Genomic DNA, 21608 nt, shown 5'->3' with positions numbered 1-21608 from the left:
CAAGCCCGACCATGACGCTTGCGCCGGGTTGCGCCCCGTCACGTCAGACGTGGATCGGCCGCTCATGGTGGTGGAACGTCTTCAGCCGGCGGAACACGGCGGTGTCGTAATTCTCCGGCACTTCGGCCTCGCCGGTGATCCAGCTCAGAAGATCGCGGTCGAGCACCTCGATCAACCGCTCGAACTCGTCCAGCTCGGCCTCGGAGAGCTCGCCGATATGGGCGTCCGCGAAGCCGCCCATGATCAGGTCGTTCTCGCGCATGCCGCGATGCCAGGAGCGGAACAGGATCTTGCGGCGGCGGGGATCGAGGTCGGCGCTGGTGCGGGTCGAGCCACTCATGGGAGCCTCGGTTGGATGGGAAACCACGGGATGGTGCAATGCGGATCGGGCCGGCCCCGTCGCGGAGCCTGCCGATGCGGGCTATATAGCCCCCGCATCCCGCGAAGTCAGCGGCCGAAGGGCGGCAAATCTTCGCACTCCTGACACAAGCCGAGTTGCCGCGTGCGCCCCTCCCTGCTCGATCCGCTGTTTGCCCCGGTGACGACGCTGCCCGGCGTCGGCCCCAAGACGGCGAAGGCGCTCGACAAGCTCATGGGCGACGAGACCCGCGGCGCCCGCGTCGTCGATCTCCTGTTCCACCTGCCGGTGGGCGGGGTCGACCGTCGCCCGAGCCCGACCATCGTCGATGCCCCGATCGGCGGCATCGCCACCTTCTCGGCGCGCGTCACCGAGCACCGCCCTCCGCCGCCCGGCAAGGGCAAGGCGCCCTACCGCATCCTCGTCGAGGACGAGACAGGGGACGTCACGCTCGTCTTCTTCCATGCCGATGTCCGCCATCTGCTGCAGACCCTGCCGATCGGCGCCTACCGCATCGTCTCCGGCAAGCTCGAACTGTGGGAGGGCATGCGCCAGATGGTGCATCCCGACCGACTGCTCGACCCCGTGCATGCGGCGACGCTGCCCGCGATCGAACCGGTCTACGGCCTGACCGAAGGCGTCGGGCCGCGCGTGATGGCCCGCATCGCCGCGGCCGCGGCCGAGAAATGCCCGGCTCTGGCGGAGTGGCAGGACCCCGCCTTCCTCGCCCGCAGCAGCTTTTCGCCCTTCCTCGAATCCATGCAGGCGCTGCATCATCCGGTCGACCTCAAGGCTCTCGAGGGCGACACGATCGCCCGCCGCCGCGTCGCCTATGACGAATTGCTGGCGAGCCAGGTCGCGCTCGCGCTGGTGCGCCGCCAGCAGAAGAAGAGCGCCGGCCGCGCGACGGCGGGCGACGGTCGCCTGCGCCATGCCATTGCCAGCGCCCTGCCCTTCACGCTCACCGACGGCCAGCGCCAGGCGCTCGCCGACATCCATGCCGACATGGAAAAGCCCGAGCGCATGCTACGGCTGCTGCAGGGCGATGTCGGCTCCGGCAAGACCGTGGTGGCGCTGATGGCAATGGCCGCCGCCGCCGAGGCGGGCCGCCAATCCGTGCTAATGGCGCCGACCGAGATCCTGGCGCGCCAGCATGCCGAGAGATTGGCCCCGCTCGCCCAGAAGGCCGGGCTGAAGCTCGCTCTGCTCACGGGCCGTGAAAAGGGGCCGGGCCGGGCGCGCGTGCTGGAAGGCCTGGCGACCGGCGAGATCGACATCGCCGTCGGCACCCATGCGCTGTTCCAGGAGGGCGTCGCCTTCCGCGACCTCGCGCTCGCCATCGTCGACGAGCAGCACCGCTTCGGCGTGCATCAGCGCCTGCTGCTCGGCTCCAAGGGCGAGGCGGTCGATATCCTCGTTATGACGGCGACCCCGATCCCGCGCACGCTCTCGCTGACGTGGTTCGGCGACATGGACATCTCGATCCTCGCGGAAAAACCCGCCGGCCGGCAGCCGATCGTCACCAAGGCGATCTCCTCGGAACGTCATGACGAGGTCGTCGGTGCCGTCGGCCGCGCGGTCGACAAGGGCGCGCAGGTCTACTGGGTCTGCCCGCTGGTACAGGAATCCGACACGCTCGACGTCGCCGCGGCGCAGGAACGCTACGACGCCCTGCGCGAGATCTTCGGCGACAACGTGGGGCTGCTCCATGGCCAGATGCCCGGCCGCGACAAGGATGCCGCGATGGCCGCCTTCGTCGCCGGCGAAACCCGCATCCTGGTCTCGACCACGGTCATCGAGGTCGGCGTCGACGTGCCCAATGCCAGCGTCATGGTGATCGAGCATGCCGAGCGCTTCGGGCTGGCCCAGCTCCACCAGCTGCGCGGGCGCATCGGCCGTGGCTCGGCCGCCTCGACCTGCCTGCTGCTCTACAAGGGCCCGCTCGGCCCCGTCGCCGAGGCGCGGCTGACGATCATGCGCGAGACCGAGGACGGTTTCCGCATCGCCGAGGAAGACCTGCGCCTGCGCGGCGAGGGCGAGGTGCTCGGCACCAAGCAGTCCGGCTCGCCGGACTGGCGCATCGCCCGCCCCGAGATCGACGGCGACCTGCTGGCGGCGGCGCGCGACGATGCCCGCCTCCTGATCGAGCGCGACCCGCAGCTCGACAGCGAGCGCGGCCAGGCGGTGCGCAGCCTGCTCTATCTGTTCGAGCGTGATGTCGCGATCAGGCTGCTGCGGGCGGGGTAGCCGGCGGGCGCAATGGACCCTTGGGGGCGACGGCGCCGGGCTGGATCAGTCCGGCCGACATGATCAGCTTGGCCCCATCCTCCACCGAGATCGAGAGCTCCACCACCTCGCGGCGAGGCAGGTAGAAGAAGAAGCCTGTCGTCGGATTGGGCGTGCAGGGCAGGAAGACGCCAATCTGCTCGTCGCCGTCCGGCAGGCGCCCGGCGATCTCTGGGGCCGCCTCCTGCGCGATGAAGACGATCGACCACATGCCGGGCTGCGGAAACTGCACCATGCCGACCTTGCGGAACGAGGTGCCCGACTGCGAGAAAATGGTCTCGAAGACCTGCTTCACGCCCTTGTAGAGGCCGCGGATCACCGGCATCCGGTTGAGGATCGCCTCGCCCGCATCGATCAGCGTGCGACCGACGAGATTAGCGGTCATGAAGCCGAGCAGCGTGAGGCCGATCAGCCCGATGATGAGCCCGAAGCCGGGAATCGGATAGGGCAGATGCGTGTCGGGCCAGTAGGCCGCCGGAATCAGCGGCTTCACAAGCCCGTCGACGAAGTTGACGAACCACCACGTCACCGAGGCGGTGATGGCCAGCGGCGCGGCGATGACGAGCCCGGTCAGGAAATAGCGCCGCAGCCGCGTCCCGAAGCTGGGGTTGAGCAGGTCGGCCTGCGCGACGAGGCGGGGATCCGGCGGGGTCGGCGTCATGCGGTCGGTCCGATCAGTCTGGCGGGCGCGAGGCTGAACGCGCGATGCGACAGACGTGCCAGCGGCACCCGCCGATTTCAAGGAGCGGCCCGGACTTCTCCCTCGCCGGCCTTGCGAGCCCGCCCCGGAGGATGCTTTCGTGCAGTTCGACGAGGCGAATCGGCGGAGCCATCGCAGCCATGACGCGCCGCTTCCACCGCTACCGGCGCCCCGTTCTTTTCGCCGCGGGCTGGCTCTTCACGGCGATGGGCGTCGTCGGCTTGGTCCTGCCGCTGATGCCCGGGACGGTGTTCCTGATCATGGCGGCCTGGTGCTTCTCGCGCTCGTCGCCGCGTTTCGAAGCCTGGCTCCTCGGTCATCCGCGTCTCGGCCCGCAGGTGCGGCGCTGGCGCGAAGCGGGCACGATCGCGCGCCCGGTCAAGCTCGTCGCCTGCGCCTCGATGCTGCTGAGCTTCGTGATTTTGACCCGCACCGATGCGCCGCCGATCGCCCTCTGGACGACCGGCGCCTGCTTGCTGGCGGCGGGCGTCTATGTCGCCAGCCGCCCGGAACCGTAAACCGGCCCGGCCGTCACTCCACGGTGACGGATTTGGCCAGATTGCGCGGCTGGTCGACGTCCTTGCCCATGAAAACCGCCGTCTGATAGGCGATCATCTGGATCGGCAGGGCATAGACAATGGCCGCGAAGGTCGGGTCCATGTCGGGCATGATGATCGTCGCTTCGGGCTCGATGCCGCATTCGGCGGCGCCCTTCGCATCGGTGATCAGGATGATGCGCCCGCCGCGTGCGGCGACCTCCTGCATGTTGGAGGCGGTCTTCTCGAACAGCGCGTCATGCGGCGCCACGACGATCACCGGCATATCCTCGTCGATCAGCGCGATCGGCCCGTGCTTGAGTTCGCCTGCCGGATAGCCTTCCGCGTGGATGTAGCTGATTTCCTTCAGCTTCAGTGCGCCTTCGAGCGCCAGCGGAAAGCTCGTGCCGCGGCCGAGATAGAGCACGTCGCGGGCCTTGGAGAGCTCGCGGGCGAGCTTCTCGATCTCCGGTTCCAGTTCCAGCGCCTTCGCCATCAGCCCCGGCAACGCGATCAGGCTCTGGACGTGGCGCGCCTCTTCTTCTGCCGACAACGTCCCGCGCCCCCGCGCGGCGGCGAGCGCCAGGCAGGCGAGCGCGGTGAGCTGGCAGGTATAGGCCTTGGTCGAAGCGACGCCGATCTCCGGCCCTGCCATGGTCGGCGCGACCGCATCGCTTTCGCGCGCGATCGTCGAGGTTGGCACATTGACGACGGAGAGAACCGTCTGCTGCTCCTGCCGGGCGTAGCGCAGGCAGGCCAGCGTGTCGGCCGTCTCTCCCGATTGCGAGACGAAGAGCGCCAGCCCCTTATCCGGCAACGGCGCCTCGCGATAACGGAACTCCGAGGCGACGTCGATCTCGACAGGCAGGCGGGCCAGCCTCTCGAACCAGTATTTCGCTGTCAGTCCGGCGTAATAGGCCGTGCCGCAGGCCGAGATGGAGAGCCGCGACAGCGACTCCCAGTCGACCTGTCCCTCGAAGGGCAGGCGCACCCGGCCGGCCGCCATGTCGAGATACTGCGTCAGCGTATGGCCGACGACCTCGGGCTGCTCATAGATTTCCTTCGCCATGAAGTGGCGATGATTGCCCTTCTCGACGAGGAAGGCCCCCGCCGCGACGCGCTGGGCGCGGCGCTGCACGGGCTGGTTGGCCTTGTCGTAAAAGGTCGCGCCCTTTCGATTGAGCACGACCCAGTCGCCCTCTTCGAGATAGGCGATGAGGTTGGTGAAGGGGGCGAGAGCCAGCGCGTCGGAGCCAAGATACATCTCGCCGTCACCGATGCCGACGGCGAGCGGCGAACCCTTGCGGGCGCCGATCAGGAGATCTTCCTCGCCTTCGAACAGGAAGGCGAGCGCGAAGGCGCCGCGCAGTCGCGGCAGGCTCGCCGCCACGGCCTCGACCGGGCTCAGGCCGCGGTCTAGTTCGCGCGTCACCAGAAACGCGACGATCTCGGTGTCGGTTTCGGTCGCAAAAACATAGCCGTCGGTTTGGAGTTCGCTGCGCAGCTCGCGGAAATTCTCGATGATGCCGTTATGGACGACGGCGAGCTTGGCGGTGGCGTGCGGATGGGCATTGGTCTCGTTGGGCTTGCCATGCGTCGCCCAGCGGGTGTGGCCGATGCCGATCAGCCCCTCGAGCGGTTCGCTGGACAGGCGGACTTCGAGATTCTTGAGCTTGCCCTCGGCGCGGCGGCGGGTGAGCTGGCCATGCTCCAGCGTGGCGACGCCAGCCGAGTCATATCCGCGATATTCGAGCCGCCTCAGCGCCTCGACCACCTGGGTCGCGACTGCTTCCTTGCCCAGAATCCCGACGATGCCGCACATGCGTGAACCTCTTCAGCCGTTGCCGTTCGCCCTCCGCATAGCGGCTTCGCGTCAACCGGCAAAATCACTCTAAATGTCGAACTATGAATGGCGACTTGCGCAGATCGCCGCCTTTCAGGGCTTACTGACGGCGGCCTTGCGGGCCTGCGCGGCCTCGCGGAAGCTCTTCGCCCAACCGTCCTTGACGACCTGTCGCCCGCGGCCGAGCGCCAGCGCGTCGGCGGCAACGTCTTCGGTCACGACGGAACCCGAGCCGACAATTGCGCCCGCGCCGATCGTGACGGGTGCGACGAGAGAGGAGTTCGAGCCGACGAAGGCGCCTTCCCCGATGATCGTGCGATACTTGAAGAAGCCGTCGTAATTGCACGTGATCGTGCCCGCACCGATATTCGCCTCGGCGCCGACAGTCGCGTCACCGATATAGGTGAGGTGGCTGACCTTGGCGCCGGCGCCGATCTCAGCCGCCTTGATCTCCACAAAATTGCCGACCTTGGCCTTGTCGGCGAGCCGGGCCCCGGGCCGCAGCCGGGCATAGGGCCCGACGCTCGCCTGCGGCCCGACCTCGGCGCCCTCGAGATGCGAGAAGGCGTGGATCACGGCCCCGTCCGCTACGCTGACCCCCGGCCCAAAAACGACATGCGGCTCGATCAGCACATCGCGCCCGATCGCGGTGTCGTGGCTGAAGAACACCGTCTCGGGCGCCGTCAGCGTCGCGCCTGCCGCCATCACTTCGCGGCGTTTGCGGCGCTGGAACTCGGCCTCCGCCGTGGCGAGCTGGATCCGGTCGTTGACGCCCTGGACCTCGCTCTCCGGCGCCGCGATCGCACGCGCCTCGAGGCCACGCCCCCGCGCCAGCGCGACCGCGTCGGGCAGATAGAATTCCGACTGTGCATTGTCGTTGCCGATCGCCTCGAGCAGGCTCAGAGCGTTTTTCCCGTCGAGCGCCATCAGCCCCGCATTGCAGAAGCGGACGGCGCGCTGATCGGGCGTTGCGTCCTTGTGCTCGACGATGGCCTCCAGCGCGCCATCACGCAGCAGCAGACGGCCATAGCCGGTCGGGTCCTGCGCCTCGAAGCCTAGCGCCACGACGCATGCGCCGCGCGCCAGTTCCGCCCGCAGCGCGCCAAAGGTGTCCGGCCGGATCAGCGGCGTGTCGGCGAAGGCGACGATCACGTCGTCGAAGCCCGCGGCGAGTGCTTCACGAGCGGCGAGCGCGGCATGGGCTGTGCCGCGTCGCTCGGCCTGCACGGCGATCGTCAACTCCGGCAGCAGGCGGCGCGCCGCCTCGGCCACATCCTCCCGCCCGGGCCCGACGACGACCACCACCCTGTCGGCTCCCGCAGTCGCCAGCGCCGTCAGCGCATGGCCCAGCAGCGAACGCCCACCGATCTCGTGGAGCACCTTGGGACGCTGCGAGCGCATCCGCGTGCCTTCGCCGGCGGCCAGGAGAATCGCGAGGCAGGACCGGGCGGGCTGCATTTCCGTCATGATTATCGGTTCCTTTGCCGCCGCGACGGCCCTTGGGCGGTCGAGCCGGCGCATGGTGGTGTTGCAACGGCCGTGGATAGCCGATCCCACTATCATTTGCCAAAGTCGGGCGCCCCGTTGTGGGCTACCTCTGCTGCCGCCACCCGAGGAGACACGTCATCGGCCATCTTTCGCCGGCCCTGCCGCTTTTCATGTCACCCGGAAATGCTCTAGAAGCGCGCGAGGACGAGGGCGTCGTCCGCGCATGTTGGGTCTGATGTCGAAACCTTTGAATCGTCGGCAGTTTCTCGAAGGTTCCGGCGGAGCCGCGGCGGCCTCGCTTCTCGCGACGGGCGCGGCTCGCGCCCAGTCGCAGACGCCGCTGGCCGCGATCAACCAGTCCTTCCTGTTCGAGGGAAAGACCTTCGATCCCTCGCTCGTCGTCGAGGCCGCGCGCATCCTGGCGCAGCGCCCGGTCGTGCCGCTCGTCGCGACCGATCTGCCCGATGGCTACGCCTCCCTGCCCTTCGACCAGTATGCCGGCATCCGCGCCCAGCCGGGCGCCTTGATCTGGGCCGGCGAGAATCGCGGCTTCACCATCGAGCCGCTGCACCGCGGCTACGTCTTCTCCAATCCGGTGAGTCTGTTCACGATCGAGGACGACACGGTCCGCCGTATCACCTTCGATCGCGCCAAATTCGATTACGGCCGCGTTACGCCGCCGCCGACCAATGTCGATCTGCAGTTCTCCGGGATGCGGATCGCGACTGGGCTCGAGCGGCCCTTCGAGGTCGCGATGTTCCAGGGCGCGACCTTCTTCCGCTCGCTGGCACGCGGCCAGAACTTCGGCGCGCTCGCACGCGCCTTGATTTTGCGTCCGGGCGAAACGCGCGGCGAGGAGATTCCGTTCTTCCGCGCCTTCTGGATCGAGCGCCCGAGCCCGGCCTCGGGCCTGCTCGTCATCCATGCCCTGCTCGATTCCGAGAGCCTGACAGGCGCGCTGCGGATGACGCTGCGCCCCGGCGACGTGACCCTCATCGATGTCGAGATGACCCTCTTCGCCCGCCAGGCGCTCGACCATATCGGCTTCGGCTGCACGATGGGCACCTTCCTCTCGGGGCCACAGAGCCGCCGCAGCTTTGATGATGCGCGCCCGGCGGTGCACGAGATCTCCGGCGTCCAGATGCGCTCCGGCACGGGTGAATGGATCTACCGCCCGGTCAGCAACCCGGCGACGCTCCAGGTTTCGTCCTTCATGGACAGCAACCCCAAGGGCTTCGGGCTGGTCCAGCGCGAGCGCGACCCCGCCGCCTTCATGGACGACGATCAGCGCTTCGAGCTGCGGCCGAGCGTCTGGATGGAGCCGCTCGGCGAATGGGGGGCCGGTTCGGTCCAGCTCATCGAGATACCCAGCGAATCCGACATCAACGACAACGTCATCATGTACTGGCGCCCGCGCCAGCCCCTGGCAGCCGGCAGCGAGACCTCGATCGCCTACCGCCAGGCCTGGTGCTGGCAGCCGCCCGAGCGGCCGGGTCTGGCTCTGGCGACGCGGATGCGCCAGGGCCGTGGTTCGCAGGGCCGCCGCCGGCGTTTCCTGGTCGACTTCACGGGTGACCGGCTGGCGGATGCCGGCACCGTCGCCTCGACCCGCGCCAATATCAGCACGACGCCCGGCCAGATTCACAATGTCCGGCTCTGGCCCTTTCCCGAGCGCAAGCTCATGCGCGTCGGCTTCGAAGTGGATCCCGGCACCGATTCCCTCTGCGAGCTACGGCTCGTCCTGCAGTCCGGAGGGCAGCCCGTGTCCGAGACCTGGTTGAATCGATGGACGTGGTGACGGCGACCCGATCCGGCGCGGTCGCGGCGCCGGATCACGCGGCTGCGGCACGCCCGCTTCCCGCGACCCCGCCCGAGAACCGCCTGATCATGCCGGTGCAGTCGTTCCGCAGCTGGAAGGACGAGGATGGCCGCAGGCCGGTCGCGCCGCGCGATTGGAAGACGCCCTGGCTGAAGCGCCTCTTCGTCTTCGGCGGCGGCCTCGTGCTCACCGCCTATGGCGCCTGGGAAATGTACAATGTCGTGTCGGTCAGCCGCACGACCTCGCTGCAGTACGTCCTGCTCGTCCTGTTCACGGTCAACTTCTCCTGGATTGCGCTGGCCTTCACCAGCGCCGTCCTGGGCTTCTTCGGGCTGCTCTTCGACCGCTCGCGCCCGGTCCATGTCGACACCCTGCAGCATCGCACCGTCGTGGTGATGCCGATCTACAATGAATCGACCGCCCGCACCTTCGCCGCCCTAGCGGCGATCCGGGAATCGGTCGAGGCGACCGGGCTCGGCAGCCATTTCGACTATTTCATCGTCTCCGACACGACCAATCCGGACGTCTGGATTGCCGAGGAGCGCGCCTTCCTGGCGCTGCGCGAGCGGCTCGGCCCCGAGGCGCGGGTCTATTACCGGCATCGCCCGAAGAACCATCACCGCAAGGCCGGCAACATCGCCGATTTCGTCACGCGCTGGGGTGGCCATTACGAGCACATGGTCGTGCTCGACGCCGACAGCCTGATGACCGGCACCTGCATCGTGCGCCTCGCGGCCGCGATGGAGGCCGACCCCGATGCCGGCATCATCCAGTCGCTGCCGCTGATCATCAACCGCAACACCTTCTTCGCGCGGCTTCAGCAGTTCGCCGCGCGGGTCTATGGCCCCGTCATCGCCACTGGCCTCGCCATGTGGTCGGGCCGCGACGGGAATTACTGGGGCCACAACGCGATCATCCGCACCCAGGCCTTCGCCGACCATTGCGGCCTGCCCGATCTCAAGGGCAAGCCGCCGTTCGGCGGGCATGTGCTGAGCCACGACTTCGTCGAGGCCGCCCTGATCCGCCGCGCCGGCTGGTCGGTCTATATGCTGCCGGACCTGACGGGCTCCTATGAGGAGAGCCCGCCCTCGCTGATCGACGTCTCGGTGCGTGACCGGCGCTGGTGCCAGGGCAATCTGCAGCATTCGCGCATCATCGGTGCCAAGGGCTTCGTCGCACCGACACGCCAGCATTTCGCCACTGGCATCATGGGCTATCTCGCCTCGCCACTCTGGCTGATGCAGCTCGTGGTCGGCATCCTGATCGTGCTTCAGGTCAGCTATGCGCGGCCGGAGTACTTCACCCAGGAGTTCACCCTCTTCCCGGTCTGGCCGCGCTTCGACCCCGAGCGCGCGCTGAACCTCTTCGCCCTGACCATGGCGATCCTGCTGGCACCGAAGCTGTTCGGGCTGCTGCTGACGCTGTTCAACAGCAAGCTCAGGCGAGCCGGCGGCGGCGCGATCCGCCTCATCATCTCGGCGCTGATCGAGGTCCTGTTCTCGGCCTTCTTCGCGCCGATCATGATGCTGATCCAGTCCGGCTCGGTCTTCCAGATCCTGCTCGGCCGCGACACCGGCTGGAATCCGCAGCGCCGCGACGATGGCTCGATCCCGCTCAAGGACATCGTCCGCCGCCACCGCATGCACACGGTGATGGGGCTCGTCACCGGTATCTCGGCCTTCCTGATCGCGACCTCGCTGTTCGCCTGGATGTCGCCGACGATCGTCGGCCTCGTGCTGGCGATCCCGCTCTCCTGGGCCTCGGGCCAGCTCGCCATCGGGCTTTGGCTGAAGCGGCGCAAGCTGCTCTACACGCCCGAGGAAGGCGATCCCCCGGCCGTGGCGCTGAGGGCCAATGCGCTGCAGGCCGAGTTCGCGGCGGCGGGCTATGACGACGCCGACGGGCTTCGCGCGCTCCATGCCGAGCCGGCGCTGCGCGAGGCCCATGAGGCCATGCTGCCCGAGCCGCCGCCGCGTCGCCGCGGCGAGATCGAAGCCGACCGCGCCGTGGCGCAGGCCAAGCTCGTCGATGCCGAGACGATCGACGACGCGGCGATCTGGCTGAAGCCGAAGGAGCGCATGGTCGTGCTGCACGACCGGGCGCTGGTGGCGCTGCTGGCCTCTCTGCCGGCCGAGCGCCCGGCTACCTGAACTTCTGCCCGCGGTCGCCTTAGAAGCTCATTGCGGCCGCGTTGATGACGCCAGCCGCGAGCGAGGCGGCACCGAGGAACAGGGCCGCGGCGAGTTCGCCCGCCGCGATCCGGGCCGAGAGGTTCGGCAGCACGATTCGCACCAGCACATAGACGATCAGCTGCACGATGATCGCGACCACGCCCCAGACCAGCAGGTCGGCGATGGTCGTCGAATGCACGACGGCGCTCGACAGCGGCAGCGCGAACCCGGTCAGGCTGAGGCCCAGCGAGAGCGCCGCGGCGATGTTGTTCTGCCGGATCAGCCCGAACTCGTTATGCGAGGTCGCGACCGTGTAGATCAGCAGGTAGACGCCGACCAGCGCCAGCGACACCGAGAAGAACAGGGCAAAATCGGGAAGCTTCAGCAGCGCCTGGGCGATCATGTCGGTCCGAATCCATCAGAGGGAGCGGACCGATCCTGACGCTCATCCCCGCTCGAAGGCAATCACGCAGCCCATCGCCGCCTCGGCCGGAACCACGATCCGGTCCTCGCCTTGTCCGAAGGCGATGTCAGCTGCCTCAAGCTTCGCCGCGACGGCGTCGAGATCCGGCACGGTGACGCAGAAGCCGAGGAAACGCGCCGGCGTCGTGTCCGGCTCGACATGGTAGATCGCCTGCGCGGCCTCCGGGTCGAGCACGTCGAGCCGCCCGCGCGGCAGGCCGAGCACATATTCGGCATTGCCCTCCAGCACCTCGGGGAACCCGGCGAAGGCGGAGAGGAAGACGCGATGGGCCGCAGGGTCTTCCGTCACCAGCACCGCGGCGGAGAGCGCACTGGCGCCGTTGGCATGCTGCTGGAAGGCCGGATTCCAGAAATTCTGCGGCTCGTGCTGCTGGCAGACGAAGAAACCGCATTCCGGCGCCCGCGGATCGGCGGCGAAGGCCAGCGAAAAGGCAACACGTACGATGCTGCCATCGGGCCGCTTGGCCTGCCGTTCGAAGAAGAAGGGTTCGAAATCGCCGATGCCCGCTGTCTTGAACGCCTGCGCATCCGCCTTGGCATCGGTGCTTTCGAGCACGAGCATCGAGAGCCCCTCGCCCCGTACCAGTGCGTCGCTGACAAACTGGCCGAAGGAGAACTGGCGCGGCGCCGGCGGCACGATCGCGCTCGCATCGCCGATCGTGATCAGCTCCAGGAACGAGCCCGGGAACTGCACGATCCGGTTTTCCGTCCCCCAGGGATGGCGGTTTCTGGCGCCGACGGTGAAGCCGAGGCGCTCATAGAAGGCGCCGGCCGCGTCGAGGTCGCGCACCCCGATCACCAGATGGTCGAGGCCGCGCGGCGCCGCCGTGAGGGTCGTGGCAGGCTGGGTCGTCTCAGGCATGGACTGGCTCGCTTGCAGCAGGCTCGGGAAGCATCACTAGCAGATCGCCCGGCTGCGGTCATGCGCGCTGGCCCGCCGGCCCGCCCCGCTCACCCGTCGATGTAATGCGGCACGAAACTCGAGGTGTTGCGCGTGATGGGTGTGACATCCTCGCGAAGGCAGAGCCCGCAGGCTTGCGAGGCGACGAGCCATGAACCGAGCACGGCGTAGTGCCCGTCGGACCGGAACAGGTTGGGCGCAGCATCCTGCAGGATGAAACCCTCCGCGCCATAGGGCCCGTCGTCGCTGTCGAGGACCCTTCCGCGCTCCGTCAGGGTGACATTGGCGCCCTCGCGCGAATAGAGCGGCTTGCGCACCAGCCGTGCCGAGAGCCCGGCGCAGCGCGGATCGTCCTCGAAGAAGGCGGGCAGGAGATTGGGGTGACCCGGCTCCATCTCCCACAGGCAGGCCAGCAACCCCTTGTTCGAGAGCAGAGCCCTCCAGGGCGGTTCGACGAACTGGCAGCGGGACGAGGCCAGGCTTGCCGCATAGCCCTCGCGGAAGAGCCACTCCCAGGGGTAGAGCTTGAACAGCGTCTCGATCGGCTGGTTGGCACCGTCGCAGAAGCGCCCGTCAGAGAGCAGGCCGATCTCCTCGACAAAGGTGAAGCGCGCATCGAGCCCGGCCTGGACAGCGCACTCCATCAGATAGTCCACCGTGCCGCGGTCCTCCGCGCTGTTCTGGACGCAGGCCAGATGCAGCCGGTAGGGCGAGGGCTGTCGGAGTTGGCCGAAGGCCGCGATCAGCCGCTCATGCAGAGAGTTGAACTGATCGCAGCCGGGCCGCAGCACGCCACGCGCCATCGCCTGCTCCAGCCAGTCCCACTGCACGACGGCCGATTCGAACAGAGCCGTCGGCGTATCGGCGTTGTATTCCAGCAGCTTGGCGGGCCCCTTGCCGTCATAGGCGAGGTCGAGCCGGCCATAGAGGTTGCGGTCGCCGCGCTTCCAGCTGTCGCGGATCAGCTCCCACTGCGCGGACGGAATCGCCAGTCGCGTCAGCATGGCATCGTCGTCGATGGCCTTCTCGATGAAGGCGAAGCAGAGCTGCTCGATCGCCTCTGTCGGCGCCTCGATATCCCGCTCGATCTGCTCCAGCGTGAAGGCATAGGCGACGCTCTCGTCCCAATAGGTCGCGCCGTCGAGCGTGTGGAAGGCGAAGCCCAGCCGCTCGACCTGGGTCTGCCAGTCCGGGCGCGGTGCCAGGGGAACCCGACGCATCTCAGGAGGATGAGGACGAGGAGTAGGAGCGCGCCGTCGAGCCGAAGCCGCCGCGCGAGGTCGTGCTCGTGGTCGTCGCGACGCCGGGCGAGCTGCCGCTGCGCGCCACCAGAGCCGCGCCCGAGGTCGTCGAATAGGCGCGAGACGAGGAGGAGCCGCGGCCGCCATAGCTGCCACCGCCGCTGCTGCCGCCGGAAGAGGACGAGCGCGCCTGCTGGCATTCGGGCGCCGTGCTCCCCGTCGGGCAGGCCTCCCGCGTCGGCGGCAGAAGCGGCTGCGCGGCCCCGCCCCCCTGGGCGAAGCTGCGGGCCAGCATGATCCCCGCCAGCGCCGGCACCACGACCGAGGCGCCGTTCCAGACAGCCGAACGGCAGGAACCCGCACCATATTCCGCCTCGCAGGCGCTGGTGCTGGAAAACTTCTTCGCGTCGCGCAGATGGTTGGCAGTCGCCTCGTTGAAGCGCTGCTCGCATTGCGTCGAGGTGAGTTGGCCGCCGGCGCGGCAATCGGCGAGGCTGTTGTAGACGAGGCTCTCCTCCGTCACCTCCTCGCGCCCGCTGCCCCAGATCGTCGCGACGAGCACGACGCCGGCCGCCGCGAGACCGATCTGGGTCGAGCGCTTCATCGACGCCTCCCGCTCAGACGGTCATGCTGGCGGCCGCCAGCGTGCCCGAGATCACCGCGATGACGGCCAACATCGCCGCCGAGGGCAGCCGGTCCTCCTCGATCTTGCGCGACAGCTCGGGAATCAGGAGGCGCGCCAGCCCATAGGCGCCGAACTGGATGATCATGGCCGCCAGCGCCCAGAGCACCAGATCGGGAATGCTGCTGGCCTGGGCGATGGCCTTCTCGAGCGGGATCGAGAACCCCGTCACATTGCCGCCCAGCGCCACTGCCGCCGAGAGATTGCCGCCGCGGATCAGCGCCAGCTCGTCATGGGCCGTCAACCGGAGATAGACCGCCGTAAAGCAGCCGATCAACGCAGCGCCGACGACGAAATAGAGGAGGAAGGCGGGTAGCCCCGCCATCGAGATCGCCATGCCGTCGCCCCCGGCGTCATTGACTGTCCATCGATCAGACCATTCGCATCTCGACAGGTCAACGCATCAGCCAAATGGATGAGGACGGTGAACAACGGGCCCGGCCCGTATGGCGCGACAAGGTCGACCACACGGGAGCGAGGCGGAGACGGCTCGGAGGCCCGCTGCCTCATGGCCAAACGGGTAGCCCATCCAGACCCGCCGTCTCCGGCAGGCCGCAGATCAGGTTGGCGTTCTGCACCGCCTGCCCGGCCGCGCCCTTGCCTAGATTGTCGACCACGCCCATCGCGATCACGAGGTTACGCTCGGGGTCGGCCGCATAGCTGACGAAGGCGAGGTTCGAACCGGTCGCCCATTTGGTCTGTGGCGGCTTCTCGGTCACGCGGACGAATGGACGCCCGGCATAGAAGCGCCGGGCCGCCTCGAGGCAATGCCCCGTGGTCGCGCTGCCGCGACAATAGATCGTGGCGAGGATACCGCGCGTCATCGGCACCAGATGCGGCAACACCAGCCCAGCCGCGCTGCCACCGCTCAGCTGCTCGATCGTCCGGGCGATCTCGGGCATATGGACATGCTTGAGCAGACCATAGGGCACCAGATTCTCGTTGCTCTCGGCATAGCCGAATGTGCTGTCGCCACCCCGACCGGCACCGGAGATGCCCGTCTTGACGCCGATCACGATATTGCCGGGCTCGATCAGCTTCTCTGCCAGCAGCGGCGCCAGCGCCGTCAGCGTCGCGGCGGGGAAGCAGCCGGGATTGGCGACGCGGCACTGACCTTCGATCCGGTTTGGCCAGATATCGGCCAGGCCATAGGCCCAGCCCGCGACATAGCGATGGTCGCCGCCGATATCGACGATCTTCACCGCCTCGGGAACGCGCGACAAAGCTTCGGCCGAGGCGCCCGTGGGCAGCGACGCAAACAGCACGTCGAGCGGCGGCAGGGTCTCGGGGTCCCACTTCGCGATCACCAGTTCGGCCAGCCTGGCTGGCACGCCGGGGAAGCGATCCACCAGGCGGCTGCCCGCGCTGCTCTCGCCCGCGGCGTAAACCAGCTCGAATGTCGGGTGGCTCGCGATCAGGCGCAGCGCTTCGCCGCCACCGAAACCGCTAATCCCGACAATGCCGACGCGAATGCTCATGGTGATGTCCTTCTGGTTTTGGGCAAAAGAAAACCCCCGAAGCCGAGGGCTGCGGAGGTTCACGAATGCGGGCCGAAGGCCGCCTTGGCGCATGAGCTTATGGAGAGGCCGTCATCACGCGAAAGCTTTCTGATCGACGCGCAGCTCGACGAGCCGCCGCGTAGGTGCGGCAGCGTCGGCGTCGATCGCAGAAGATCGGGTGGCTCGGCATGGTCTGAGACGGGTGCCGCAAGCGACATCCATCGTCAAGCGGAATGTCCGCCTCCCGCGGGCTCCTTGGACCGGCGCCGCATCGGGCGGCCCCGGCCTGCGCAAACGCCTCAGACGAGGCGGCTCTGCACCATCGCGGCCTGGACGAAGCTCGCAAACAGCGGATGCGGCTCGAAGGGGCGCGATTTCAGCTCGGGGTGGTACTGCACGCCGATGAACCAGGGATGGTCGGGATATTCGATCGTCTCGGGCAGCAGCCCGTCCGGCGAAAGGCCGCAGAAGCTCATGCCCTGCGCCTCGAGCTGGTCGCGATAGCCCATATTGACCTCGTAGCGGTGGCGGTGCCGCTCGGAGATTTCGGTCGTGCCGTAGATCTGCGCGATCTTCGAGCCGGCCTGCAGCGTCGAGGCATAGGCCCCGAGCCGCATCGTCCCGCCGAGATTGCCGTCAGCAGCGCGCTGTTCGATCTCGTTGCCGCGCATCCACTCCGTCATCAGACCGACGACGGGCTCATTGGTAGGGCCGAACTCGGTCGAGTTGGCGTCCTTGATGCCGGCCAGCGAGCGAGCGCCCTCGATCACCGCCATCTGCATGCCGAAGCAGATGCCGAAATAGGGCACCTTGCGCTGCCTTGCGAAGGTCGCCGCCCGGATCTTGCCCTCGGCGCCGCGATGGCCGAAGCCGCCCGGCACCAGGATGCCGTGGACATGCTCGAGGAAGGGCGCCGGGTCCTCCTTCTCGAAGACCTCGGACTCGATCCAGTCGAGATTGACCTTGACGCGGTTGGCGATGCCGCCATGCATCAGCGCCTCGATCAGCGATTTATAGGCGTCCTTCATCCCCGTATATTTGCCGACGATAGCGATGGTGACCTCGCCCTCGGGGTTCTTCACGCGCTCGGAGATGCGGCGCCAGTTCGAGACGTCGGGCTCGTGGCTGGAATCCATGCCGAAGGCCGCCAGCACCTCGTTGTCGAGCCCCTCCGCGTGGTAGGAGAGCGGCACGTCGTAGATCGAGGCGACGTCGCGGGCCTCGATCACCGCCGTCTCGCGGACATTGCAGAACAGCGCCAGCTTGCGGCGCTCCTCGCGCGGGATCTCGCGATCGGTGCGGCAGAGCAGGATGTCGGGCTGGATGCCGATCGAGCGCAGCTCGGCGACCGAATGCTGCGTCGGCTTGGTCTTCAGCTCGCCGGCGGTCGGAATATAGGGTAGCAGCGTCAGGTGGATGAAGATGCACTGCCCGCGCGGCAGCTGCTGGTTCACCTGCCGGATCGCCTCGAGGAAGGGCAGGCTCTCGATGTCGCCGACCGTGCCGCCGATCTCCACCAGCGTGAAGTCGTAGCCTTCGTTGCCGTCGAGGATGAATTCCTTGATGGCGTTGGTGACATGCGGGACGACCTGGATCGTCGCGCCGAGATAGTCGCCGCGACGCTCCTTGGTCAGGATGTCCATGTAGATGCGGCCGGTGGTGATGTTGTCGCCCTTGTTGCAGGGCCGGCCGGTGAAGCGCTCGTAATGGCCGAGATCGAGGTCGGTCTCCGCCCCGTCATCGGTGACGAAGACCTCGCCATGCTGATACGGGCTCATCGTGCCCGGATCGACGTTGAGATAGGGGTCGAGCTTGCGCAGGCGGACCGTGTGGCCGCGCGCCTGCAGGAGGGCCGCCAGTGCCGCCGCCGCCAGGCCCTTGCCCAGCGAAGACACCACGCCGCCGGTGATGAAAACATACCGCGTCATGGGTGGACACCTCTAAAGCGACGGGCGCGATTCGCTAAGTCCAGGCGTGCAGCCCCGTCTTGCCCTGCACGCTTGTCCACAGGCGCGCTCGGCCAGCCGGCCGGCGCACCCCATACAAAAGAGAAGGGCCGGTTGCCCGGCCCCTGCCAAGACTTGCTTGGCCAAGTCCTTGTCGCAAAAGTGGAGACCACTTTTGCGGGACGTGCCTGCCTCACTGCTGCGGCGCCGGAGGCGCCGGCGTGGGCGGCTGCGGCCCGCCGCTCGGCGCCTGCATCTGCCGGAGCTGGTCCAGCACGCCGCCGGCGTTGGGAGCGCTCGGCCCGGTCGGCGTGGCCGGCGCGCTCTGAGTCGGCGCGCCGTCGATGATCGAGCGCTGGACGCGGCCGCGCGTCGCCATCACGGCCAGGATGATCGAGGTCAGGAAGAAAGCTCCGGCCAGGATCGCGGTCGCCCGCGTCAGGGCGTTGGCCTGGCCGCGGCCGGTCATGAAGCCGCCAGCCCCGCCGCCACCCGAGCCCATGCCAAGCCCGCCGCCTTCGGAGCGCTGCAGCAGGACCACGCCGACGAGCGCGACCACGATGATCAGGTGGATGACGATGATGACGTTCTGCATGTTCTCGACAGACTGAGCCAGGCTCACGAAATGGGTCTGGTGCGGGCCGCCGCCAAGGGCCACCCGCACCTCATGCCGCTACCGGCCGGAACCGGCAGGCAGGGTCGGCGCGGCCCATAGCATGCAAGCGACGGCCGCACCACCCCGGCGATAGCCGCCGGGCGCGGTTTTGCGTCGTTGGGCTCAGGCGCAGGCCCGGGCGATCGCCAGGAAATCCTCGGCCTTGAGGCTCGCCCCGCCGACGAGCGCGCCGTCGACATGGGCGACATTCATCAATTCGGCGGCGTTGGAGGGCTTCACCGAGCCGCCATAGAGCAGGCGAACACCGGCCGCGGCCGCCTTGCCGAGCATCCGCCCGAGCTCGGCCCGGATCGCCTCGTGCATCTCCGCGACATCGGCTGCGGTCGGGGTCAGCCCGGTACCGATTGCCCAGACCGGCTCATAGGCCACGACCAGCGTCGCCGCCGTGGCGCCGTCGGGAATGGAGCCGCGCAGCTGCTTGCGGACGACCGCGACCGCCTTGCCGGCCTCGCGCTCCGCCTTCGTTTCGCCGACGCAGACGATCGGCACCAGCAGCGCCTTCTGCGCGGCGTGCGCCTTGGCCTTCACGGTCGCGTTGGTCTCGCCATGAAGCGTGCGGCGCTCGGAATGGCCGACGATGGCGAAGGCCGCCCCGGCATCGGCCAGCATCGCAGCGGAGACTTCGCCGGTGAAAGCCCCGGCCTCCTGCATGCTGCAATCCTGGCCGCCGGTCGCGATCCGCGTTCCCACCAGTGCGGCGCTCGCCAGATAGAGCAGGCTGGCGGGCGGGCAGATCGCGAGATCCACGGCGCTCTTCAGGCCGATGTCATAGGCCTTGGCCACCTCGGTCGCGATGGCGAGATCCGCCTTCAGCCCGTTCATCTTCCAGGTTGCCGGCCACCAGGGGCCTGATGCTGCGCGTCACCTGCGTCCTCCTATGGGTTGGCCCGGCTCTAGCAACCGCCGCCCCGCGCTGCAATCGGGCGACCGGTCCACCGCGGCTTCGCGACACGAATCCGCGCGGGCGATTGCGGCATCGCCCCGCGGTTCCTATAAGCGGCACCGACGAAAACCGGCAGGGCCGCTCTGAGCGCCCCGCCAGGCCAGGGAAAGATCGATCTCCATGATGATGACGGGCATCCGCAAGGCGGGCCAGAGCTTCTTCGGCAAGCTCGTGATCTTCGTCCTGTTCGGCTTCCTGATCTTCTCCTTCGCGATCTGGGGCATCGGCGACATCTTCCAGGGCTATGGCCGCAACTCCGTCGCCCGCGTCGGCAAGGCGGAGATCGGGCTGGAGCAGGTGCGCACCGCCTTCCAGAACGACGTCCAGCAGCTGACCCGCCAGCAGCGCCGGCAGATCACCCCCGAAATGGCGCGAGCGCTCGGCCTCGACCGGCAGGTCCTCTCCCGCCTCATCACGGAATCGGTGCTCGACCAGACCGGGCGCGCGATGCGCCTCGCCGTCTCCGACGACACCATCCGCAACCTGATCTTCGAGGATCCGGCCTTCCGCGACGCCTCGGGCAATTTCTCCGGCGCCCGCTTCAACGAGCTGCTGCGCGCCAACGGCTTCACCGAGCAGGCCTATGTCCGCGAGCAGCGCGCTACGATCCTGCGCCAGCAGATCGGCGAGATGGTCGTCGGCGCCGTCGCGTCCCCGGTCGCATTGCAGGAGCTCGGCCACCGCCTGCGCAACGAGCGCCGCGACGTCACGCTGGTTCGCCTCGCGCCCTCCTTCGCCGGCGAGATCCCGGCGCCGACGGAGGCTCAGCTCAAGACCTTCTATGACGAGCGCAAGAGCGCCTTCCGGGCGCCCGAGCGGCGCACCGCCGATCTGCTCGCCCTCACGGCCGAGAGCCTGGCCGATACCGGCGCCGTCAGCGAAGCCGATGCCCGTGCCCGCTATGAGGAGGTCAAGGCGCAGCGCTTCACCACAGCCGAGACGCGCACCATCCAGCAGATCGCCTTCCCGACGGCCGAGGAGGCGCAGGCCGCCCGCGCCCGCATCGAGGCCGGCGAAACCTTCGACGCGGTCGCGGCCGCCCGCAATGTCGCCGCAGCCGATCTGACGCTGGGCACCTTCACCCGCACCCAGGTTTTCGACCCGGCCGTGCGCGAGGCCGCCTTCGCCCTGCAGGAGGGCGCTGTCAGCGCGCCCGTCACCAGCGCATTCGGCCCCGTGCTCCTGCGCGTCACCGCCCTCGTGCCGGAGGCGGTGCGGCCCTTCGAGGCCGTCGCCGCCGAGATGCGCGGCGAGGTCGCGACCCGCCGGGCCGCGAGCCGCATCACCGAGATCCATGACCGCATCGAGGATCAGCGCGCCGCCGCCAAGCCGCTGGCCGAGATCGCCAAGGAGTTCAACCTGCCGTTGCGCAGCGTCGGCCCGGTCGATGCCGGCCTGCGCCGCACCGATGGCGGCACCGAGCCGGCCCTGCCCGGAGGTGACGCGACCATCCAGGGCATTTTCCGCTCGGAGCCCGGGGTCGACAACGAGGCGATCCGCCTGCCGCGCGACGCCGGCTATGTCTGGTACGATGTGCGCAAGATCGACGCCTCGCGCGAGCAGGGCTTCGACGAGGTCAAGGCGCAGGTCGAGACGCAGTGGCGCACCGACGAGGTCGCAACCCGCCTCTCCGCCAAGGCGCGCGAACTGGTCGAGCGGCTCGACAAAGGCGAGGCCTTCGATGCGGTCGCGGCCTCGGCCGGCCTCACCATCGAGCAGGCCAACGGTCTTGGCCGCCAGGACCAGCTCCCGGACCTGCCGAGCAACGTCGTCAGCCTGATCTTCGGCACGCCGGCCGGCAAGAGTGCCTCGGCTTCCGTCGCCGATGGCGGGCGCATCCTGTTCAAGGTCGATGCCGCCACGGTGCCGAGCTATGCCCGCACCACCCAGGAGGCGGAGAACTTCTCGCGCACCCTCGCCGCCAGCGTCAGCGAGGATGTCCTGGCCCAGTATGTCACGCAGCGCCAGGCGGAACTCGGCGTCGCGATCAACGAGACCGCGTTCCGCAACGCCACCGGCGGAAACCAGAACTGACC

Annotated in this window: 17 protein-coding genes and 1 pseudogene; 5 read left to right on the top strand and 13 right to left on the bottom strand. The window is 68.3% G+C overall.

Translation table 11 applies throughout. The annotated features are described in order from the left end of the window. Nucleotides 1-43: 43 nt before the first annotated feature. Nucleotides 44-340, bottom strand: coding sequence for an FAD assembly factor SdhE (locus ABIE41_RS15820; RefSeq protein WP_192641284.1), 297 nt, complete (start codon nt 338-340; stop codon nt 44-46). Nucleotides 341-502: 162 nt separating this feature from the next. Here ABIE41_RS15820 and recG point away from each other — a divergent pair, with 162 nt between their 5' ends. Beyond that, nucleotides 503-2605 carry an ATP-dependent DNA helicase RecG gene (gene recG, locus ABIE41_RS15815; RefSeq protein ID WP_192641283.1) on the top strand — a complete coding sequence of 701 codons (2103 nt, stop codon included), beginning with the start codon at nt 503-505 and terminating at the stop codon, nt 2603-2605. Here recG and ABIE41_RS15810 read toward each other — a convergent pair. Beyond that, nucleotides 2583-3305 carry a DUF502 domain-containing protein gene (locus tag ABIE41_RS15810; RefSeq protein WP_192641282.1) on the bottom strand — a complete coding sequence of 241 codons (723 nt, stop codon included), beginning with the start codon at nt 3303-3305 and terminating at the stop codon, nt 2583-2585. The genes recG and ABIE41_RS15810 overlap by 23 nt on opposite strands. A gap of 179 nt (nt 3306-3484) precedes the next feature. On the opposite strand from ABIE41_RS15810, the gene ABIE41_RS15805 reads away from it, so the two are divergent. Then, nucleotides 3485-3862 (top strand): YbaN family protein, encoded by a 378-nt coding sequence (locus tag ABIE41_RS15805; RefSeq protein WP_192641281.1) that lies wholly within the window; start codon nt 3485-3487, stop codon nt 3860-3862. Nucleotides 3863-3875: 13 nt separating this feature from the next. On the opposite strand, the gene glmS is transcribed toward ABIE41_RS15805, so the two are convergent. Further along, the gene (gene glmS / locus ABIE41_RS15800) at nt 3876-5702 is read right to left on the bottom strand and encodes a glutamine--fructose-6-phosphate transaminase (isomerizing) (protein ID WP_192641280.1); all 1827 of its coding nucleotides are present in this window, start codon (nt 5700-5702) and stop codon (nt 3876-3878) included. Nucleotides 5703-5816: 114 nt separating this feature from the next. Beyond that, the gene (gene glmU / locus ABIE41_RS15795) at nt 5817-7181 is read right to left on the bottom strand and encodes a bifunctional UDP-N-acetylglucosamine diphosphorylase/glucosamine-1-phosphate N-acetyltransferase GlmU (protein WP_192642812.1); all 1365 of its coding nucleotides are present in this window, start codon (nt 7179-7181) and stop codon (nt 5817-5819) included. A gap of 265 nt (nt 7182-7446) precedes the next feature. On the opposite strand from glmU, the gene ABIE41_RS15790 reads away from it, so the two are divergent. Both ABIE41_RS15790 and mdoH read left to right on the top strand, forming a co-directional pair. Next, nucleotides 7447-9009, top strand: a complete 1563-nt coding sequence (locus ABIE41_RS15790) for an OpgD/OpgG family glucan biosynthesis protein (RefSeq protein ID WP_354192466.1) — start codon at nt 7447-7449, stop codon at nt 9007-9009. Next, nucleotides 8997-11180, top strand: a complete 2184-nt coding sequence (gene mdoH / locus ABIE41_RS15785) for a glucans biosynthesis glucosyltransferase MdoH (protein ID WP_192641279.1) — start codon at nt 8997-8999, stop codon at nt 11178-11180. The genes ABIE41_RS15790 and mdoH overlap by 13 nt, the downstream gene beginning before the upstream one ends. Nucleotides 11181-11199: 19 nt before the next feature. Here the strand turns inward: mdoH and ABIE41_RS15780 are convergent, their stop codons facing one another. The 9 genes and pseudogenes from ABIE41_RS15780 to tpiA form a co-directional block, all read right to left on the bottom strand. Next, complete coding sequence (locus ABIE41_RS15780) at nt 11200-11604, bottom strand: DUF350 domain-containing protein (RefSeq protein ID WP_192641278.1); 405 nt, start codon at nt 11602-11604, stop codon at nt 11200-11202. 42 nt (nt 11605-11646) lie between these two features. After that, nucleotides 11647-12546 carry a VOC family protein gene (locus ABIE41_RS15775; protein WP_192641277.1) on the bottom strand — a complete coding sequence of 300 codons (900 nt, stop codon included), beginning with the start codon at nt 12544-12546 and terminating at the stop codon, nt 11647-11649. Between the two features lie 89 nt (nt 12547-12635). Beyond that, the gene (locus tag ABIE41_RS15770) at nt 12636-13805 is read right to left on the bottom strand and encodes a glutathionylspermidine synthase family protein (protein WP_192641276.1); all 1170 of its coding nucleotides are present in this window, start codon (nt 13803-13805) and stop codon (nt 12636-12638) included. Nucleotide 13806: 1 nt separating this feature from the next. Continuing rightward, a complete protein-coding gene (locus tag ABIE41_RS15765; RefSeq protein WP_192641275.1) occupies nt 13807-14430 on the bottom strand; it encodes a DUF1190 domain-containing protein in 624 nt (207 codons plus the stop codon). 13 nt (nt 14431-14443) lie between these two features. After that, nucleotides 14444-14845, bottom strand: a complete 402-nt coding sequence (locus ABIE41_RS15760) for a DUF350 domain-containing protein (RefSeq protein WP_192641274.1) — start codon at nt 14843-14845, stop codon at nt 14444-14446. 169 nt (nt 14846-15014) lie between these two features. Next, the gene (argC, locus tag ABIE41_RS15755; protein WP_192641273.1) at nt 15015-15986 is read right to left on the bottom strand and encodes an N-acetyl-gamma-glutamyl-phosphate reductase; all 972 of its coding nucleotides are present in this window, start codon (nt 15984-15986) and stop codon (nt 15015-15017) included. A 320-nt stretch (nt 15987-16306) separates the two neighbouring features. Beyond that, nucleotides 16307-17935, bottom strand: a complete 1629-nt coding sequence (locus ABIE41_RS15750; RefSeq protein WP_192641272.1) for a CTP synthase — start codon at nt 17933-17935, stop codon at nt 16307-16309. A 211-nt stretch (nt 17936-18146) separates the two neighbouring features. Then, the gene (gene secG, locus ABIE41_RS15745; protein ID WP_192642810.1) at nt 18147-18548 is read right to left on the bottom strand and encodes a preprotein translocase subunit SecG; all 402 of its coding nucleotides are present in this window, start codon (nt 18546-18548) and stop codon (nt 18147-18149) included. A gap of 183 nt (nt 18549-18731) precedes the next feature. Next, nucleotides 18732-19494, bottom strand: a pseudogene (gene tpiA, locus ABIE41_RS15740) (triose-phosphate isomerase). A gap of 198 nt (nt 19495-19692) precedes the next feature. Here tpiA and ABIE41_RS15735 point away from each other — a divergent pair. Further along, nucleotides 19693-21606: a peptidylprolyl isomerase gene (locus ABIE41_RS15735; RefSeq protein WP_354192464.1), complete on the top strand. Its 1914-nt coding sequence runs from the start codon at nt 19693-19695 to the stop codon at nt 21604-21606. The last annotated feature ends 2 nt before the right edge of the window (nt 21607-21608 follow it).

Origin of the sequence: Bosea sp. OAE506 (assembly GCF_040546595.1) — a bacterium.
In the GTDB taxonomy this organism is placed as follows: domain Bacteria; phylum Pseudomonadota; class Alphaproteobacteria; order Rhizobiales; family Beijerinckiaceae; genus Allobosea.
Note: the sequence above shows the minus strand (reverse complement) of the source record. Positions and strands in the feature narration are given on the sequence as shown.